General features: G+C 69.8%; 16 protein-coding genes and 1 tRNA gene. 5 read left to right on the plus strand and 12 right to left on the minus strand.

Annotated features, from left to right (window positions below; all coding sequences use genetic code 11):
• Positions 1–98 precede the first annotated feature (98 nt).
• Entirely contained in the window at positions 99–1,505 is a 1,407-nt protein-coding gene (locus BIU99_RS09505) for a polysaccharide biosynthesis tyrosine autokinase (protein WP_083397274.1), read from the plus strand.
• Positions 1,502–2,113, plus strand: coding sequence for a hypothetical protein (locus BIU99_RS09510; RefSeq protein WP_071260916.1), 612 nt, complete (start codon positions 1,502–1,504; stop codon positions 2,111–2,113). The genes BIU99_RS09505 and BIU99_RS09510 overlap by 4 nt, the downstream gene beginning before the upstream one ends.
• 105 nt (positions 2,114–2,218) lie before the next feature.
• Here the strand turns inward: BIU99_RS09510 and BIU99_RS09515 are convergent.
• The 4 genes from BIU99_RS09515 to BIU99_RS09530 form a co-directional block, all read right to left on the minus strand.
• Positions 2,219–2,293, minus strand: a tRNA-Gln gene (locus tag BIU99_RS09515).
• 91 nt (positions 2,294–2,384) lie between these two features.
• Positions 2,385–3,305 (minus strand): NAD(P)/FAD-dependent oxidoreductase, encoded by a 921-nt coding sequence (locus BIU99_RS09520; protein ID WP_071260917.1) that lies wholly within the window; start codon positions 3,303–3,305, stop codon positions 2,385–2,387.
• Positions 3,302–4,822, minus strand: coding sequence for a glutamate--tRNA ligase (gene gltX, locus BIU99_RS09525; protein ID WP_064296263.1), 1,521 nt, complete (start codon positions 4,820–4,822; stop codon positions 3,302–3,304). The genes BIU99_RS09520 and gltX overlap by 4 nt, the downstream gene beginning before the upstream one ends.
• Entirely contained in the window at positions 4,815–5,777 is a 963-nt protein-coding gene (locus BIU99_RS09530; protein WP_254773602.1) for a LysR family transcriptional regulator, read from the minus strand. The genes gltX and BIU99_RS09530 overlap by 8 nt, the downstream gene beginning before the upstream one ends.
• 81 nt (positions 5,778–5,858) lie before the next feature.
• Between BIU99_RS09530 and BIU99_RS09535 the strand changes: the two genes are divergently transcribed.
• Positions 5,859–6,932, plus strand: coding sequence for an aminotransferase class V-fold PLP-dependent enzyme (locus tag BIU99_RS09535; protein WP_071260919.1), 1,074 nt, complete (start codon positions 5,859–5,861; stop codon positions 6,930–6,932).
• A 6-nt stretch (positions 6,933–6,938) separates the two neighbouring features.
• Here BIU99_RS09535 and BIU99_RS09540 read toward each other — a convergent pair whose 3' ends face one another.
• From BIU99_RS09540 to BIU99_RS09555, 4 genes are all read right to left on the minus strand, one after another.
• The gene (locus tag BIU99_RS09540) at positions 6,939–7,703 is read right to left on the minus strand and encodes a fumarylacetoacetate hydrolase family protein (RefSeq protein WP_064296260.1); all 765 of its coding nucleotides are present in this window, start codon (positions 7,701–7,703) and stop codon (positions 6,939–6,941) included.
• A 78-nt stretch (positions 7,704–7,781) separates the two neighbouring features.
• Positions 7,782–8,897, minus strand: a complete 1,116-nt coding sequence (locus BIU99_RS09545) for a branched-chain amino acid aminotransferase (RefSeq protein ID WP_083397275.1) — start codon at positions 8,895–8,897, stop codon at positions 7,782–7,784.
• A 40-nt stretch (positions 8,898–8,937) separates the two neighbouring features.
• Positions 8,938–9,993: a 3-isopropylmalate dehydrogenase gene (locus tag BIU99_RS09550; protein ID WP_071260920.1), complete on the minus strand. Its 1,056-nt coding sequence runs from the start codon at positions 9,991–9,993 to the stop codon at positions 8,938–8,940.
• A gap of 100 nt (positions 9,994–10,093) precedes the next feature.
• Entirely contained in the window at positions 10,094–11,617 is a 1,524-nt protein-coding gene (locus tag BIU99_RS09555; protein WP_071261226.1) for an MFS transporter, read from the minus strand.
• 114 nt (positions 11,618–11,731) lie between these two features.
• Between BIU99_RS09555 and BIU99_RS20335 the strand changes: the two genes are divergently transcribed.
• Complete coding sequence (locus BIU99_RS20335) at positions 11,732–12,289, plus strand: TetR/AcrR family transcriptional regulator (RefSeq protein WP_071260922.1); 558 nt, start codon at positions 11,732–11,734, stop codon at positions 12,287–12,289.
• Positions 12,290–12,410: 121 nt separating this feature from the next.
• Here BIU99_RS20335 and serA read toward each other — a convergent pair whose 3' ends face one another.
• From serA to BIU99_RS09575, 3 genes are all read right to left on the minus strand, one after another.
• Positions 12,411–14,003, minus strand: a complete 1,593-nt coding sequence (gene serA, locus BIU99_RS09565) for a phosphoglycerate dehydrogenase (protein WP_071260923.1) — start codon at positions 14,001–14,003, stop codon at positions 12,411–12,413.
• A gap of 115 nt (positions 14,004–14,118) precedes the next feature.
• Positions 14,119–14,490, minus strand: coding sequence for a hypothetical protein (locus BIU99_RS09570; protein ID WP_083397276.1), 372 nt, complete (start codon positions 14,488–14,490; stop codon positions 14,119–14,121).
• 5 nt (positions 14,491–14,495) lie between these two features.
• The gene (locus BIU99_RS09575) at positions 14,496–15,044 is read right to left on the minus strand and encodes a hypothetical protein (protein WP_071260925.1); all 549 of its coding nucleotides are present in this window, start codon (positions 15,042–15,044) and stop codon (positions 14,496–14,498) included.
• 71 nt (positions 15,045–15,115) lie between these two features.
• On the opposite strand from BIU99_RS09575, the gene BIU99_RS09580 reads away from it, so the two are divergent.
• Positions 15,116–15,502, plus strand: a complete 387-nt coding sequence (locus tag BIU99_RS09580; protein WP_254773603.1) for a DoxX family protein — start codon at positions 15,116–15,118, stop codon at positions 15,500–15,502.
• 45 nt (positions 15,503–15,547) lie between these two features.
• Here the strand turns inward: BIU99_RS09580 and BIU99_RS09585 are convergent, their stop codons facing one another.
• Entirely contained in the window at positions 15,548–16,303 is a 756-nt protein-coding gene (locus tag BIU99_RS09585; protein ID WP_064296255.1) for a copper homeostasis protein CutC, read from the minus strand.
• Positions 16,304–16,320 lie beyond the last annotated feature (17 nt).

A 16,320-nucleotide genomic window follows, 5' to 3' on the forward strand; every position in this document is an offset into this window, starting at 1 on the left:
GACCGCACCACCGCCACGCAGGGCCCGGACTCGTGAGTCCGGGCCCTGCGTCGTCTCCGCTGCGCGAGAGACACATGCCAGACGACTAACATATCAGAATGGACCTGAAGGACTACCTGCGCATCCTCCGCCATCGCTGGCTGCTCATCGTCGCGATCACCGCAGGAGCAGCGGCGCTCGCCCACGGGTACACCCTCATCACCCAGCCCATGTACCAGTCGACGGGCCAGCTGTTCGTCGCCGTCACCGGCGGCGACACCGTGGGCGACCTCAATCAGGGCAACGCCTTCGCCCAGAGCCGCGTCGCCTCGTATGTGATCCTCGCCACCGGTTCGACCGTGCGGTCCACGGTGGCGGAGCGCCTCGACCTCGACCCCGCGTCGCTCGTCGGGACGATCTCAGCCTCCAATCCCGCACAGTCGGTCCTGATCGACATCTCCGCCGTCGACAGCGATCCGGTCGCGGCAGCCCGCATCGCGAACACCGCAGCCCAGGTGCTCGTCGACCTCGTCGACGACGTCGAGAGCGCCGACGAAGTGGACGCTGCCGATGCACCGGGCGATCCGACTCCGGTCGGGCTGACGATCGTCGAACAAGCGTCTCCACCCCGATCCCCCGTCGCACCCAACGCGCTGCAGAACCTCACGGTGGGTGTCCTCATCGGCCTCGCCCTGGGCGTCGGGATCACACTGCTCATCGAGGTCCTCGACACCCGTCTCCGCGGTCGCGCGGCGATCGAGAAGCTCACGGACACGAGCATCCTCGGCGCCTTCCACACGGAACCCGCCGACACGGCCCAACTCATCCTCGGATCGACGGAGAGCTACAGCCGTCGCGCCGAGAGCTTCCGGCAGCTTCGGACGCACCTCCAGTTCGCCTCCATCGACGGCGGACTCCGCAGTGTGATGGTCACGTCCTCGGTCCCGGGCGAAGGGAAGAGCACCACCTCGGCGAACCTCGCGCTCGTCTTGGCGGAAGCGGGGAACTCCGTCCTCCTCGTCGATGCGGATCTGCGCCGACCCCGCCAGCACGAGATGTTCGGTCTCGAGGACGCGGTCGGGCTCACGACCGTGCTCACCGGCAGGATCAGCCTCGGCGATGCGGCGCAAGTGGTCGACGGGGCGGGACGTCTCGCCGTCCTCACCTCCGGCGAGCTGCCGCCGAATCCGAGCGAACTCCTCGGATCAGCGGCGATGGAGCGCGCGCTCTCGGAGATGGAACGCGCGTACGACGTGGTGATCATCGACACGCCCCCACTCATCAACGTCTCGGACCCGACAGCGCTGTCGACCCTTGCGAGCGGCGTCCTGCTCGTGGCGTCGGCCGACGGGCGACTGCACCGCGACCAGCTCCGGCAGTCGCTCGAGAACCTCAGCTTCGTCCAGGCGAAGCTCCTCGGAGTCGTCCTCAACCGTGTCGAGGTGGCTCGGGGAGAACAGTCGTCGTCCTACGCGTACTACCACCGGACAGACCCGACGCGTCGACCAGGGCGGACCACGGCATGAACACCCCGCTCGATCCGCATCCGACGCGGATCCTGATCGTCTGCACCGGCAACATCTGTCGATCCCCGTATGCCGAGTTCCTCCTCACGAGCGGGTTGGCGGAGGTCGAGGCGTGCGGCTTCGAGGTGCGGAGCGCCGGGACGGGCGCGCTGCGCGGACACCCGATCGACGCTTCGAGCGCGGCGCTGCTCGGTCCACTCGCCGCGACGGCAGCCGGCTTCGCCGCGACGCAACTCACCGCGGGCCTCGTCACTCGACAGGATGTCGTCCTGACCATGACGCGGGAGCATCGCGGCGCCGTCCTCAGGTTGTGCCCGGAGGCGCTGCGTCGGGCCTTCTCCCTGCGTGAGTTCGCCCGGCTCCTCGACACCGTCGACTCGGGACGGCTCCCCGGTTCGCGAGCAGAACGCTGGAAGCGTCTCGGCCCCGAACTGGCGGCCAACCGGACGGGCGCACGACTCCCGGATCCGGCCCAGGACGACGTCGTCGACCCGTTCGGCCAGGGACCGCAGGTCTTCCGTCGGATGGCCTCACAGATCGTCCCGGCGGTCGAGCGCATCATCGCGTTCGAGCGCACTGCCGCCCAGGAGGACTCCGGACCGCGGTGAGGACGTCGGCGTGCCTCTGCGTCCACCGGCCAACGGACCAGCCGATCACGCCGGAAACGACGAAGGCCCGCGATGATCGCGGGCCTTCGTCGTGATGTTGCTGTCTGGCTGGGGTACCTGGACTCGAACCAAGAACAACTGAACCAGAATCAGTCGTGTTGCCAATTACACCATACCCCACTGTCAGAACCGAAGCCCCGACCGAAGAACAACACTAGCCTACGGAGGCGGCCGTCTCAAATCGAAGCGTCCCGGGCGCGTCGCGGGTCCCTCAGCTGGGGACGCCCGCGAGGTCCCGGTTGAGTGCGCGGGACACCCGAGCGCCGTTCCCGGCCGCCACGATGAGCTGCTGCGGACCGGGAGGCGTGATGTCGCCGGCGGCGTACACACCCGGCACGGACGTGCGACCCCAGGCGTCGACCACGACGTACCCGTCGGTGTCGCGATCGAGGGCGAGCCGTTCCAGATATCCGAGGGGCACGGCCCACTGCGGCCGCACGAAGCCGCCGGAGCGTGGGATGAGCACACCGTCGCCGAGGCGGACACCGGTGAAGCCGTCGCGACCGCCCTCGAGCTCCGCGATCACACCGCGCTCGACCCGGATGCCCGCGGAGGCGAGCGCGGCCTCCTCCGGGCCGGTCACGGTGTCGGTCCCGTTCGTGAAGACGATGAGGTCCGACGACCACTGTGCGACGAGGATCGCCCATTCCGCCAGGTCCGCCGTCTCGCCGATGAGCGCGAGCGGCGCGTCGGCCTTCTCGTACCCGTCGCACTCGACGCAGCTGTGCAGATCCGTTCCGTAGAAGGCCCGCAGGTTCGTGACCTTCGGCAACGTCTCCGTCAGACCACTCGCGACGACGACCGTCCGGGTCACGACGTCGCGATCCGGCTCGCCGCGGACCCCCTGGGCGACGACGTGGAAGCCGTCAGCAGTCGGCTCGATCGACTGCACGGACGCGAACTGGACCTCCGCGTTCGCGTACGCCGCGACCTCCTCGCGCCCCATTCGCCGGAGATCCAGCGGAGCGATGCCGTCGCGGGTGAGGAAGCCGTGCGAGCGCAGCGTCGCAGCGTGCCGTGGGCGATTGCCGTCGAGCACGAGGATGCGCCGACGCGCGCGCGCCAGGTTCAGCGCGGCCGAGAGCCCCGCGGGTCCCGCGCCGACGACGACGACGTCGTACGAGTCGCTCATGACGCGAGGTGCGCGGAGAGCCGATCGAGTCGCGTGATCGATTCCGTCTTCCCGAGGATCTCGAGCGACTCGAAGAGCGGCGGGGAGATCCGACGCCCGGACGCGGCGACACGCAGCGGGCCGTAGGCGATACGGGGCTTCAATCCGAGGCCCTCGATGAGCGCGCCGGCGAGCGCGTCCTGGATCGAACCGGCCGCCCACTCCGACTCGGGGACGAGCTCGAGGGCACCGATGGACGCGGCGAGCACCTCGCCGGCGTTCGCCGGAAGACCCTTGAGCGCGTCCTCCTGGTACTCGAGCTCCGCGGCACCGCGGAACAGGAAGCCGAGGAGCGCGGGGACCTCGCCGAGCAGCGCGATGCGCTCCTGGACGAGCGGGGCGGCCTGCTCGAGCACGGCCTGCTGCGCCTCGGTGACGGGCTCGCTCACCACACCGGCCTCGACGAGGTACGGCGTGATGCGGCCGAGGAAGTCGGCCGGCTCCAGCAGTCGGATGTGGTCGCCGTTGATCGACTCCGCCTTCTTGAGGTCGAAGCGCGCCGGGTTCGGGTTGACGTCGACGACGTCGAACGCGGCGATCATCTCGTCGATGGAGAAGACGTCGCGGTCGCCGCTCAGCGACCATCCGAGCAGCGCGAGGTAGTTGATGAGCCCTTCCGGCACGAAGCCGCGGTCGCGGTGGTGGAAGAGGTTCGCCTCCGGGTCGCGCTTGGAGAGCTTCTTGTTGCCCTCACCCATGACGTACGGCAGGTGACCGAACCGTGGGACGAAGGTCGTGAGACCGATGTCGATGAGCGCGTGGTACAGCGCGATCTGTCGCGGCGTCGACGGCAGCAGATCCTCGCCGCGGAGGACGTGGGTGATCTGCATGATGGCGTCGTCGACGGGGTTCACGAGCGTGTAGAGCGGCTTGCCGTTCGGGCGCACGAGGACGAAGTCCGTGAACGACCCGGCGGGGAAGGTGATCTCGCCGCGCACGAGATCGTCGAAGCTGAGGTCGTCGTCCGGGACCCGGAGACGGAGCGCCGGTTCGCGGCCCTCGGCTCGGAACGCTGCGCGCTGCTCGTCGGTGAGGTCGCGGTCGAAGTTGTCGTACCCGAACTGCTTCGGCCGGCCGGCCGCCTCGTTGCGGGCGTCGATCTCGTCGGCGTTCGAGAAGCTCTCGTAGAGGTGCCCGGCAGCCGTCAGCCGCGCGATCACGTCGGCGTAGATGTCGCTCCGCTCGGACTGCCGGTACGGCGCGTGTGGTCCGCCGACGCCGACGCCCTCGTCCCAGTCGAGCCGCAGCCACGTGAGCGCGTCGACGAGCTGCTCGTAGCTCTCCTCGCTGTCGCGAGCGGCATCGGTGTCCTCGATCCGGAAGACGAGCTTGCCCCCCGTGTGCCGGGCGTACGCCCAGTTGAACAGCGCCGTGCGGACGAGACCGACGTGCGGCGTGCCGGTCGGCGACGGGCAGAACCGGACGCGGACGTCGGTGCCGGAAGCCGTGGAGAAGGGGTGCGTAATCGTGTCAGACATCGCCTGTCATCTTAGTCGCGCCGCCCAGAGACGCGGCGATCCGCAGGAGTGCAGCGACGGCGGGGATGCGGTCCGCGTGCTCGGCGCTGACGAGGTGGAGCGCCCGGTCGTCGTCGTTGCGCGTCGGCAGCACGACCACCTCGGTCGGCAGCTGCGCGGCCGCGAGCGCGAGCGTTGGTAGCAGGGCGACGCCGAGCCCGGCCGCCACCAGGGCGGTGACCGCGATCGCATTGTCGGTCTCGTGCGCGATGACGGGCTCGAAGCCGCTCGACCGGCAGAGGCCGAGGAGATGACCTCGGCAGCGCGGACAACCCGCGATCCAGCGCTCACCGGCGAGCGCCGCGAGGTCGACCTGTCGGTCACCGGCTCGAGCGTGGCCGACCGGGAGCACGAGACGCATCGGGTCGGTTCCGAACCGGCGCACCCGGAGCCCGGCCGCGCTCTCCCGATGCGGGTCGTCCGGGTCGTCCGGGTAGCTGAAGGTGATCGCGACGTCGGCTTCACCGGCACGGACCGCGGCGACGGCCTCCGGCGGTTCGGCCTCGACGAAGGAGACCCCGATCCCCGGATGCTCGTCGGCCAGGCGAGCGAGGAGCTGCGGTACGAGCATCGACGACGCCGAAGGGAAGGCGACGAGGCGCACCCGACCCCTCCGCAACCCCGCGAGTGCCGCGACCTCCTCGGACGCCGCGCGCACCGCTCGGTCCACCGCCACCGCGTGTCCGGCGAGGATCGCACCGGCCTCGGTGAGGCGGACGCCCCGACCGACGCGCTCGACGACCGGCATGCCGAGCCGCCGCTCGAGCCGGCGGAGATGCTGGCTCACCGCGGGTTGGCTCGAGCCGAGCGCGTGCGCGGCGGCCGTGATCGACCCGGTCGAGGCGATGGCGCCGACGACGAGGAGGGAAGCGGCGTCGAGGGTCGATGACGAGGGATGCGGTGAGAGGGTGGACACCCTCGAAGCATAATCCACGGTTATAGTTCTCATCGAGAGCCAGTCCTTGTCGCATGGATGCCGGGCGAAGAGACTGGATGCATGAGCACCCTCAGCCTCCAGGAAGCCAGCGGATCCTTCCCATCCGCATCCGGCTACCTGGCCGCCTGCACGCTGGGACTGCCGACGACGGGCACGACGGACGCCATCATGGCCGACCTCTCCGCGTGGCAGGCTGCTCGAACCGATGCAGCCGCCTACGGCGCAGTCGTCGAGCGCGTGCGCTGTTCTTTCGCCGAGCTGGTCAACGTGCCCCTCCGCTCGGTCGCGATCGGATCCCAGACCTCCGCCATGGTCGCCATGGTCGCGGCGTCGGTGCCGGACGGCGCCGAGATCCTGTGCGTCGAGGGCGACTTCAGCTCGCTCGTCGCCCCGTTCCTCATGCAGGCGCACCGCGGCGTGCGTGTCCGCCACGCACCGCTCACCGATCTCGCCGCCCACATCGACGCCTCGACCTGGCTCGTCGCCTACTCCGCAGTGCAGTCCGCGACCGGAGCGGTCGCCGACGTGGTCGCCATCCGTGAGGCGGCGGCCGTCCACGGCGCGCTGACGCTCAACGACCTCACCCAGGCCGCGGGGTGGCTCCCCGTCGACGCCTCGGCCGATGACATCACCGTGTGCCACGCCTACAAGTGGCTCTGTGCGCCGCGAGGTGTGGCGTTCATGACGGTGCGCGACGAGGTGTCGGACCGCCTCCGGCCGAGCCAGGCCGGTTGGTACTCGGGCGACGACGTCTGGTCGTCCTGTTACGGACCGTCGTTGCATCTCGCCGAGAGCGCTCGACGGTTCGACGTCTCCCCCGCGTGGCAGGCCTGGGTCGGCGCCGAGCCCGCCATCGCCCTCTTCGCGGCGGTCGACGCCGTCGCCGTGTACGAGCACGACACCCGGCTCGCAGCATCGCTCCGGGCGGGCATCGGCGAGAGCCGGTCGCTCCTGACGGGAACGGCCTCGGCGATCGTGACGTGGACGGATCCCGATGGACACGACCTCCGGGCACTGCAGTCGGCCGGGATCACGGCATCGGGTCGCGCAGGCCGGGCGAGGCTCGCGTTCCACCTCTGGAACACCGACGACGACGTCGCAGCTGCGCTGACCGCTCTCGGCCAGCGCGGCTGACACGGGTCAGGGCCGGCGGCCGGTGTTCCGGAGGATGCCGATGCCCGAGACCTCGACTTCGACGACCTGGCCGTCGGTGAAGGGTCCGACGCCGGCCGGCGTCCCGGTCAGGATGACGTCGCCCGGGAGGAGCGTCCAGACGGCGGACGCGTACTCGACGATCGCACCGATGGAGTGCACCATGTCGGAGAGCGGGGCGTGCTGGCGGACCTCACCGTCGACGCGGGTCTCGATCGTCGCGCCGTCGAAGGAGAACTCCGTCTCGATGTAGGGGCCGAGCGGGCAGAACGTGTCGAAGCCCTTCGCTCGGGCCCACTGGCCGTCGGACTCCTGGAGGTCGCGGGCCGTGACGTCGTTCGCGATCGTGTAGCCGAAGATGACCTCGTCGGCACGCTCCGCGCTGACGTTCTTGGCGACGCCGCCGATCACGATGGCGAGCTCACCCTCGAAGTCGATGCGCTCGGACTGCTTGGGGAAGACGACGGCGTCTCCCGGCCCGACCACGGAGGTGTTGGGCTTCAGGAAGAGCAGCGGCTCGGTGGGAGCCTCCCCGCCCATCTCGGCTGCGTGGTCGTGGTAGTTCTTGCCGACGGCGACGACCTTGGAGCGAGGGATGACCGGCGCGAGCAGGACCGCATCCGCGAGCGGGACACGCTCACCCGTGGGTTCGAAGCCCGAGTAGAGCGGATCGCCGTCGAGGACGACGAGATCCGCATCGTCGATGATGCCGTAGCGGATGGCCTGATCGTGACTGAAGCGAGCGATTTTCACCAGTCCAGCCTATCCCGAGGTGCCCCGGCGACACGGAAGCCCCGCACGAGGTGCGGGGCTTCCCAGGCTGCTCGGAGGCTACTCGGCGTCGAGACGCGTCATCCACCCGTGACGGTCGGGCAGGCGGCCGTACTGGATGTCGGTCAGTTCCTGACGCAGCGACATCGTGAGTTCGCCCGCCGGAGCGTCGGCGTCGCCCACGGTGAAGTCCTTGGCCTTCAGCTGTGCGATCGGTGTGACGACCGCAGCCGTCCCGCAGGCGAACACCTCGACGATGTCGCCGCTCTCCACGCCATCGCGCCATTCGTCGATCGTGACCCGGCGGCGCTCCACCCGGTGTCCGCGGTCCTCCGCGAGCTGCAGGATGCTGTCGCGGGTGATGCCCTCGAGGATCGAGTCCGACTCCGGCGTGACGAGCGTGCCGTCGCGCTTGACGAGGACGACGTTCATCCCGCCGAGCTCTTCGATGTAGGTCGCCTCCTGTGCGTCCAGGAAGAGCACCTGGGCGCACCCGTGCTCGTACGCCTCGGCCTGCGGGAGCAGGGAGGACGCGTAGTTTCCCCCGGTCTTCGCCGCCCCGGTGCCGCCCTTGCCCGCACGGCTGTAGTCGGTGGACAGCCAGATGGACACGGGGGTGACGCCGCCCGTGAAGTACGCTCCGGCCGGGCTGGCGATGACGTAGTAGTTGACCTTCTTCGCCGGGCGCACACCGAGGAAGGCCTCCTTGGCGAACATGAACGGCCGCAGGTACAGGCTGGTCTCCGGCGCGGACGGCACCCAGGCGCCGTCGACGGCGATGAGCTGCTTGATCGACTCGACGAAGTACTCGACCGGGAGCTCCGGCAGCGCGAGCCGCTTGGCCGAGCGCTGCAGGCGGCGGCCGTTGGCATCGGGGCGGAACGACCAGATGGAGCCGTCGGCGTGACGGTACGCCTTCAGTCCCTCGAAGATCTCCTGGGCGTAGTGGAGGACGGCGGCGGCCGGGTCGAGCGAGATCGGACCGTACGCCTGGACCCGTGGGCGGTGCCATCCACCGCGCTCGGACCAGCAGATGTCGACCATGTGGTCGGTGAAGTGCTGCCCGAAGCCCGGATCGGCGAGGATCACGTCGCGCTCGGCGTCGGGGACGGGCTGCTCGTTGGGGGTCACGGTGAAGGCGAGCTCGCGCTGCGCCATGGGGAGGTTGATCGTCATGATGGTGTCTTCCGTCGTGATCTGCGTGTCTGGTGGGCGTCTACCGGTTCGCCGCGAGGGCTGCGATCGCATCGCCGACCTCGGTCGTCGTGCGTGCTGCGCCGGTGCGGGCGGCGATGTCGGCGGTGACGGCAGTGGCGACTCGCGCCGCCTCCGTCTCGAGCCCGAGATGCGACAGCATCAAGGAGACGGAGAGGATGGCGGCGGTCGGGTCGGCCAGCTGCTTCCCGGCGATGTCGGGCGCCGATCCGTGGACGGGCTCGAACATGCTCGGGTACGTGCCGTCCGGGTTGATGTTTCCCGAGGCCGCGAGTCCGATGCCGCCGCTGATCGCGCCGGCCAGATCGGTGAGGATGTCGCCGAAGAGGTTGTCCGTGACGATGACGTCAAATCTAGCAGGATCCGTGACGAGGAAGATGGTGGCCGCGTCGACGTGCAGGTAGTCGACCGCGACGTCGGGGAACTCCGCGGACACCGCGTCGACGACGCGCTTCCAGAGCGACCCGGCGAAGACGAGGACGTTGGTCTTGTGGACGAGGGTGAGCTTCCCCCGACGCGCGGCCGCGGCGGCGAACGCATAGCGCACGACCCGCTCCACCCCGTACGCGGTGTTGACCGACACCTCGTTCGCGATCTCGTGCGGCGTGCCCTGGCGGATCGCTCCGCCGTTGCCGACGTACGGCCCCTCCGTGCCCTCGCGGACGACGACGAAGTCCACGTCGCCGGGCTCGCTCAGCGGGCTCGGGACGCCCGGGTACACGACGGTCGGGCGCAGGTTGACGTAGTGGTCGAGCCTGAACCGGAGCTTGAGGAGCAGCCCTCGCTCGATGTTCGCGTTCACGAGCCGGGGGTCGCCGGGCACGCCGCCGACCGCTCCGAGGAGGATGGCGTCGTGCGAGGCGATCGCGGCGAGGTCCGCGTCGGTCAGCACGTCGCCCGTCTCGAGGAACCGGCCGGCGCCGAGCGAGAAGGGCGTCTGCTCGAACCGGACGTCGCCACCCTGCACCGCCGCATCGAGGACCTTGAGCGCCTCGCCGACGACCTCGGGACCGATCCCGTCGCCGGGGATGACTGCGAGCTTGACGGTGCGGGACATGCGACTCCTGAGGATGCGACGACGGTGTGCGCCCAGCTTAACGCCTCCGACCTCGGGCGGATCGTGCCACCCGTCTCCGGGTGGCACGATCGACAGAGCGCTACCGGACCTGGCGCAGACCGATCGCCGCGACGAGCATGGCGGCCACGATGAGGCCGACGCCGATCCACGCTGCGACACCGACACCGCTGTCGAAGGCGTGCCGCGCGGAGTCCATGAGTGCACCCGCGAGGTCGCCGGGCAGCTGCGCGGCGACGTTCGCCGCACCACCCAGGGTCTCCCCCGCCGCCTGCTGCTGCGCAGCGGTCAGTCCGTCCGGCAGGACGACCGACGACCGGTAGGAGGCGGTGAGCACGGTGCCGAGCGTCGCCGTGCCGAGCACCGCGCCGAGCTCGTACGCGGTCTCGGAGACACCGGACGCCGCGCCGGCCTTCTCCGGCGGCGCACTCGCGATCACGAGTTCGTTCGACACCGTCTCGGCGGACCCGATGCCGAGCCCGAGGGCGACGAACGCGAGACCGATCCCGAGGGCCGACACGTCTCCCCCGGTGATCGCGATGGAGGCGTATCCGACGGCGGAGACGACGAGTGCGATCGGGACCACGATGCCCGGACGGACCCGCTTGGAGATCGGCACGATCACGAGGCCGGCGATGATCATCACGATGAGCCCGGGGAGCAGGACGAGCCCGGCGTCGAGCGGCTGCAGGCCCAGCACCAGCTGCAGGTGCTGCGACACGAAGAACAGCCCACCGACGAGCGCCGTCACGCTCAGCAGGTTGATGACCACGGCGCCGCTGAACGAGGCCCGCCGGAACAGGCTCAGGTCGAGCAGCGGGTGCTCGAGGCGGAGCTGACGACGGATGAAGAGGACGCCGCTGACCACGCCGACGACCATCGAGACGACCGTGAGCACGTCGAAGCCGGCTTCCGCCAGGTGCTTGATGCTGAACACGAGTGGCGTCATGGTCAGGAGGATGAGCAGGATGCTCGGGACGTCGATGCGTCCGGGGTTCGGGTCCTTCGACTCCGGGATGAGGAAGGGCGCGAGGACGACGAGCGGCAGGAGGACCGGTACGGCGAGGAGGAACACCGCACCCCAGGCGAAGTGCTCGAGGATGATCCCACCGACGATCGGCCCGAGCGCGCTGCCGGCGGCGAACCCGCTGGCCCAGACGGCGATGGCGAACCGTCGCTGGTCGCGGTCGAGGAAGATGTTCCGCAGCAGCGAGAGCGTCGACGGCATGAGCATCGCTCCGAAGAACCCGAGCGCCGCCCGAGCCGCGATGAGGAGCTCGGCGCTGGGCGCGAACGCCGCGGCGACGGAGACGACACCGAATCCGACGGAGCCGATGAGCAGGAGGCGACGACGACCGATACGGTCGCCGAGGCTGCCCATCGACACGAGCAGGCCGGCGAGGACCAGCGGGTAGACGTCGACGATCCACAGCAGCTGCGTGCCGGTCGGGGTGAGCGCGCTCGAGATCGCGGGCAACGCGAAATTGAGGACGGTGTTGTCGACCGACACCAGCAGGACGGGGAGCATGAGGACGGCGAGCGCGAACCAGGCTCGCCGGCCGGCACGGGGAGCGGCGACGGCGGTGGGTTCGGTGGCGGTGGACACGGGGACCTCTTTCACAGCGTGGAGAACGGCGCCGGTCGGGCGCCGCCTGCTCGACTATACCGTCCAGCCGGTATAGTATCAATCCGAATCCGACGAGCCGAATACGATGGAGCCATGGCGAAGCAGACCGCAGCCCGAGAACGCGTCCTCGACGCCTTCGCCGAACTCCTCATCGAGCAGGGTGAACGCGCCGCCACCCTCGACGCCGTCGCCACGGCGGCCGGCGTCTCCAAGGGCGGTCTGCTCTACCACTTCGGCAGCAAGGAGGCCCTCGTCGACGGCCTCATCGAGCGGCTCTCAGACATGAGCGAGGCCGACACGGCGCGGATGCTCGCGGCCCCGGAGGGTGTCGTCGAGTACTTCGTGCGGACCTCCGTCGACTGCGGCACCCCGTTCGACCGGACGATCATCGCCGTCGCGCGGCTGGCGCAGGGACAGCACGCTCAGGCGAGCGAGGCGATGGCGGACATCCGCCGGAGCTGGTTGCGCACGGTGGAGGACGCCGTCGGCGATCCCGACACCGCCCGCGCGATCGTGTTGATGTCCGACGGCCTCTACGCCAACACGGCGCAGCTCGGCATGGGGGTCAGCGATCCCGATGAGGGCAGCGACGAGTCGATCGAGCGGCTCCTGGCCGTCATCGCGCGACTGCTTCCCGCCGGCGGTCGCTGAGCCGCGACCCCCGCCGGGCGTACCGAAGCGGCGAAGGCGTCTCGGCGTCGGCGTCTCGACCTAGCGACGACGATGCCCCGCACCGGTCGGCACGGGGCATCGGGTCGCAGCGGCGGTCGGGCTACTGCTCGGTGATGTCGATCTCGCGGAGCAGCGTCGCGTCGATCGTCTCGCGGATGACCTCGAGGACGTCGTCTGCGACCGGTGAGTCGACCGTCAGCACGCTCAGCGCAGGGCCGCCGGCCTCGTGACGGGCGATCTGCATGCCCGCGATGTTGATGCCCGCCTCGCCGAAACGCTGACCGTAGACGGCCACGATGCCGGGCCGGTCGGTGTAGACCATCACGATGTGGTGCTTCGCGAACGGCACCTCGACGTCGTAGCCGTTGATCTCGACGATCTTCTCGGTCTGCTTCGTGCCCGTCAGCGTGCCCGACACCGAGATCTGCGATCCGTCGCTGAGAGCTCCGCGCAGCGTGATGACGTTGCGGTACTCCTCGCTCACCTCGTCGGTGAGCAGGCGCGTGACGACACCGCGCTGCTCGGCGAGCAGCGGAGCGTTCACGTACGAGACCGTCTCGCTGACGATGTTCGTGAAGATCCCCTTGAGCGCGGCCAGCTTCAGCACGCTGACGTCGTACCCGCTCAGTTCGCCGTGGACCTCGACGTCGACGCTCGTGAGCGACGAGGTCGACAGCGCGGCGAAGACCTGCCCGAGCTTCTCGACGAGCGGGATGCCGGGACGGACGTAGGGGTCGATCACACCGCCGGCGACGTTGACCGCGTCCGGGACGAGTTCGCCGCCGAGCGCGAGGCGCACGGACTTGGCGACCGAGACGCCGGCCTTCTCCTGCGCCTCATCGGTGGAGGCACCGAGGTGCGGCGTCACGATGACGTTCTCGAGCCCGAGGAGCTTCGTGTCGGTGGGCGGCTCGCTGACGAAGACGTCGAGGCCGGCACCGGCGATGACGTTGTTGGACAGCGCCTCGTACAGCGCGTCCTCGTCGATCAGGCCGCCGCGGGCGACGTTGACGACGTAGGCCGTCGGCTTCATCAGCGCGAACTGCGGACCGGCGATCATGCCCGTCGTCTCTGGCGTCTTCGGCATGTGGATCGTGATGAAGTCGGACTGTGCCAGCAGCTCGTCGAGCGTGACCAGCTGCACCCCGAGCTGCTGCGCACGAGCGGACGTGATGTACGGGTCGTACGCGATGACGTTCGTGCCGAAGGCCTGCAGACGGGCCGTGATGAGGGCACCGATACGGCCGAGGCCGATGATGCCGATGGTCTTCTCGTACAGCTCGGTACCCGTGTACTTGGACCGCTTCCACTGCCCCTGGGCGAGCGCGGCGTGCGCGGCCGGGATGTGGCGGGCGAGGCTCAGGATGTGCCCGACGGTGAGCTCGGCCGCGGAGATGATGTTCGACGTCGGCGCGTTGACGACCATGACGCCGGCCGTCGTGGCCGCCTTGATGTCGACGTTGTCGAGACCGACACCCGCGCGCGCGACGACTTTCAACCGGGTGGCTGCCTGGATGGCCTCTTCGTCGACCTTGGTCGCGGATCGGACCAGGATGGCGTCGGCGTCGGCGATCGCCGCGAGCAGAGCCGGGCGGTCCGTCCCGTCGACGGAGCGCACGTCGAAGTCGGGCCCGAGGGCGTCGACGGTGGCTGGTGAGAGTTCTTCGGCGATCAGTACGACCGGTTTCGACACGGAACGGTTCCTTCGCAGTAGCAGTGGGGTGGGCAGCGCGTCGGTGTCCGGCGGCCATCGCAAGCCTATCGGAGGCGCACCGGGCGCTTCGTCGTGTGACGAGGCGGCGGCCGGGTCAGACGGAGAGGTCGATCAACTGCTGGGCGCCGAACATCGCGAGGACCGACAGCGAGATCGCCGCGACGACGCACAGTGCGACGAGGTAGCGCACGGCCTGCTCGCCGAGCGACCGGTCGCGACCGGTCCAGAAGGCGATCGCGAAGGCCACGATCGGCAGGAGCAGGCCGCCGATGAGGACGACCCAGCCGAGTGGCAGCACCGGCACGGCGAGGCCGTTCGCCGTTCCGACGATGCCGACGAGGTTGCCGGCGGCCTCGAAGACGTCATAGGCGAAGAACAGGCCGAACAGGACGGCGATGGACCAGCTGAGCCAGCCGGGCCGCTCGGCGGCGGGTTTCGACACGGGGTCCGCGGTGGTGGAGGGCATCAGGGTCACACTCCTCGGAGGAACGGCCAGGGCAGGATGAGCACGACACCGAGCAGGAGCATCGCGATCCTGACGACCGGTCTGCCGCCGCGGGTCAACCAGAGGGTCGCCGCCATCCAGACGGGTCCCGCGGCGACCGCGAGTCCCTGTCCGAGATCGAACATGAACCGGCCGACCGCGTCGCTCGGGACGGCCGCGTCAGGACGGAACGCCGAGATCAGCCAACCGACGCTGTACAGCAGGAAGACCCCACCGAAGATGCCCAGCGTGACGAGCATGACCGAACTCATCTGCTCGCGCTCTCCGGCGGCAGCCTCATCCGCGACCCCATCGGTCGGCTTCGCGACGTCGACCTCGACAGGAGGGGCCACCGGTTCCGCGACCGGACCGGCCGACTCCGAGGCCGACGGGACCGCCGCGGTCGCCCGACCACGCATGATCGGCTCCTGCGATGCGGGCTCGAGCGTGGTCCGGTCGCCGGAAGCCGAGGTGTCGAGCGTCGGATCGTCGTCGCCCGCCCAGCTCAGCGCGTCTTCGTCCCGCGGCTCAGTCATACCGTCAGCCTATCGCCGCCGGGCCGACCACCGAGTGCGGCGATCCGGACTCGACGGAGCAGAATTGCCTGGTGAACCCGTTCCAGCTCCTGCAGTCCGTCCTGACCGTCGTCCTCGCGATCATGTTCATCGGCATGGGAGTCCTCCACTTCCTGCCTGGACCGGCGAAGACCATGGCCGCGATGATCCCGGGACCCTTCCGGAACAGCACCATCACACCGCGGATGCTCGTCGTCTTCACCGGTGTGTGCGAGATCGCGGGCGGCGTCGGCCTGCTCGTCCCACCCACCAGGCTCGCCGCAGTGGTCTGCCTGATCGTGTTCCTCGTCGCGGTGTTCCCGGCGAACGCCGCGGCCGCACGCCAGCCCGAGCGGTTCGGTCGCCTCGCCGTACCGTTCGTCCCACGACTGATCAGTCAGCTCGTGCTGATCCTCGCCCTCGTCATCGTGGCACTCTGATCGCTCGATAGGACCGATCGACGATCCCCTCGGTGGCGACGGATCTCAGACGGCGACGGCGGCGCGCCTGGCCGCGGCAACCGCGCGAGCGACGGTCGTCGCGTCCGTGATGTCGTAGCTCGGCGACCCTCCGCCGGGGCCGGTCTCGGTGACCCGGCCGGCACGACGACGGGCGGACAGGTGCACCGCGTCGACACCCGCCCGGGCGAGGGCGGGGATCGCATCGATCGTGACGCCGCCACCGGCCATGATCTGCATCGAGCTGTCACCCCTCGAGGCCATCTGCGCGAGCTTCTCCGCGCCGTCGATGCTCGCGCGCGCGCCGCCGGACGTCAACAGACGGTCCACACCGGCGTCGCGCAGCTGGTCGGCGGACCGGACGGGGTCGGTCGTGGCGTCGACGGCCCGGTGGAACGTCACCGCGAGCGAACCCGCAGCCTGACGCAGCTGAGCCAGCGCCTCCAGGTCGATCGTCCGGTCGGACCGGAGGGCGCCGACCACGATGCCCGCAGCACCCGCGGCCTCGAGCGCGAGGATGTCGCCGGACATGACGTCGATCTCCGCGGGCGAGTAGACGAAACCACCCTCTCGCGGACGCACGAGCACGTGCACGAAGTCGCTGAGCCCGGCTTCGTCCGCAGCACGGACCGCCGCCATGACCAGTCCGATGGAGGGGGTGAGCCCACCGGTGCCGAGGGCCTGGCACAACTCGACCCGCTGGGCTCCCTCGCGGATGGCGATGCGGACCCCCTCCACGTCCTGGACGGCGATCTCGACGGCGATTGGCGACTGGAGGCTCATTGGACCCATTGTTCCAG

Source organism: Plantibacter sp. MMLR14_011 (assembly GCF_001865025.1).
In the GTDB taxonomy this organism is placed as follows: Bacteria; Actinomycetota; Actinomycetes; order Actinomycetales; family Microbacteriaceae; genus Plantibacter; species Plantibacter flavus_A.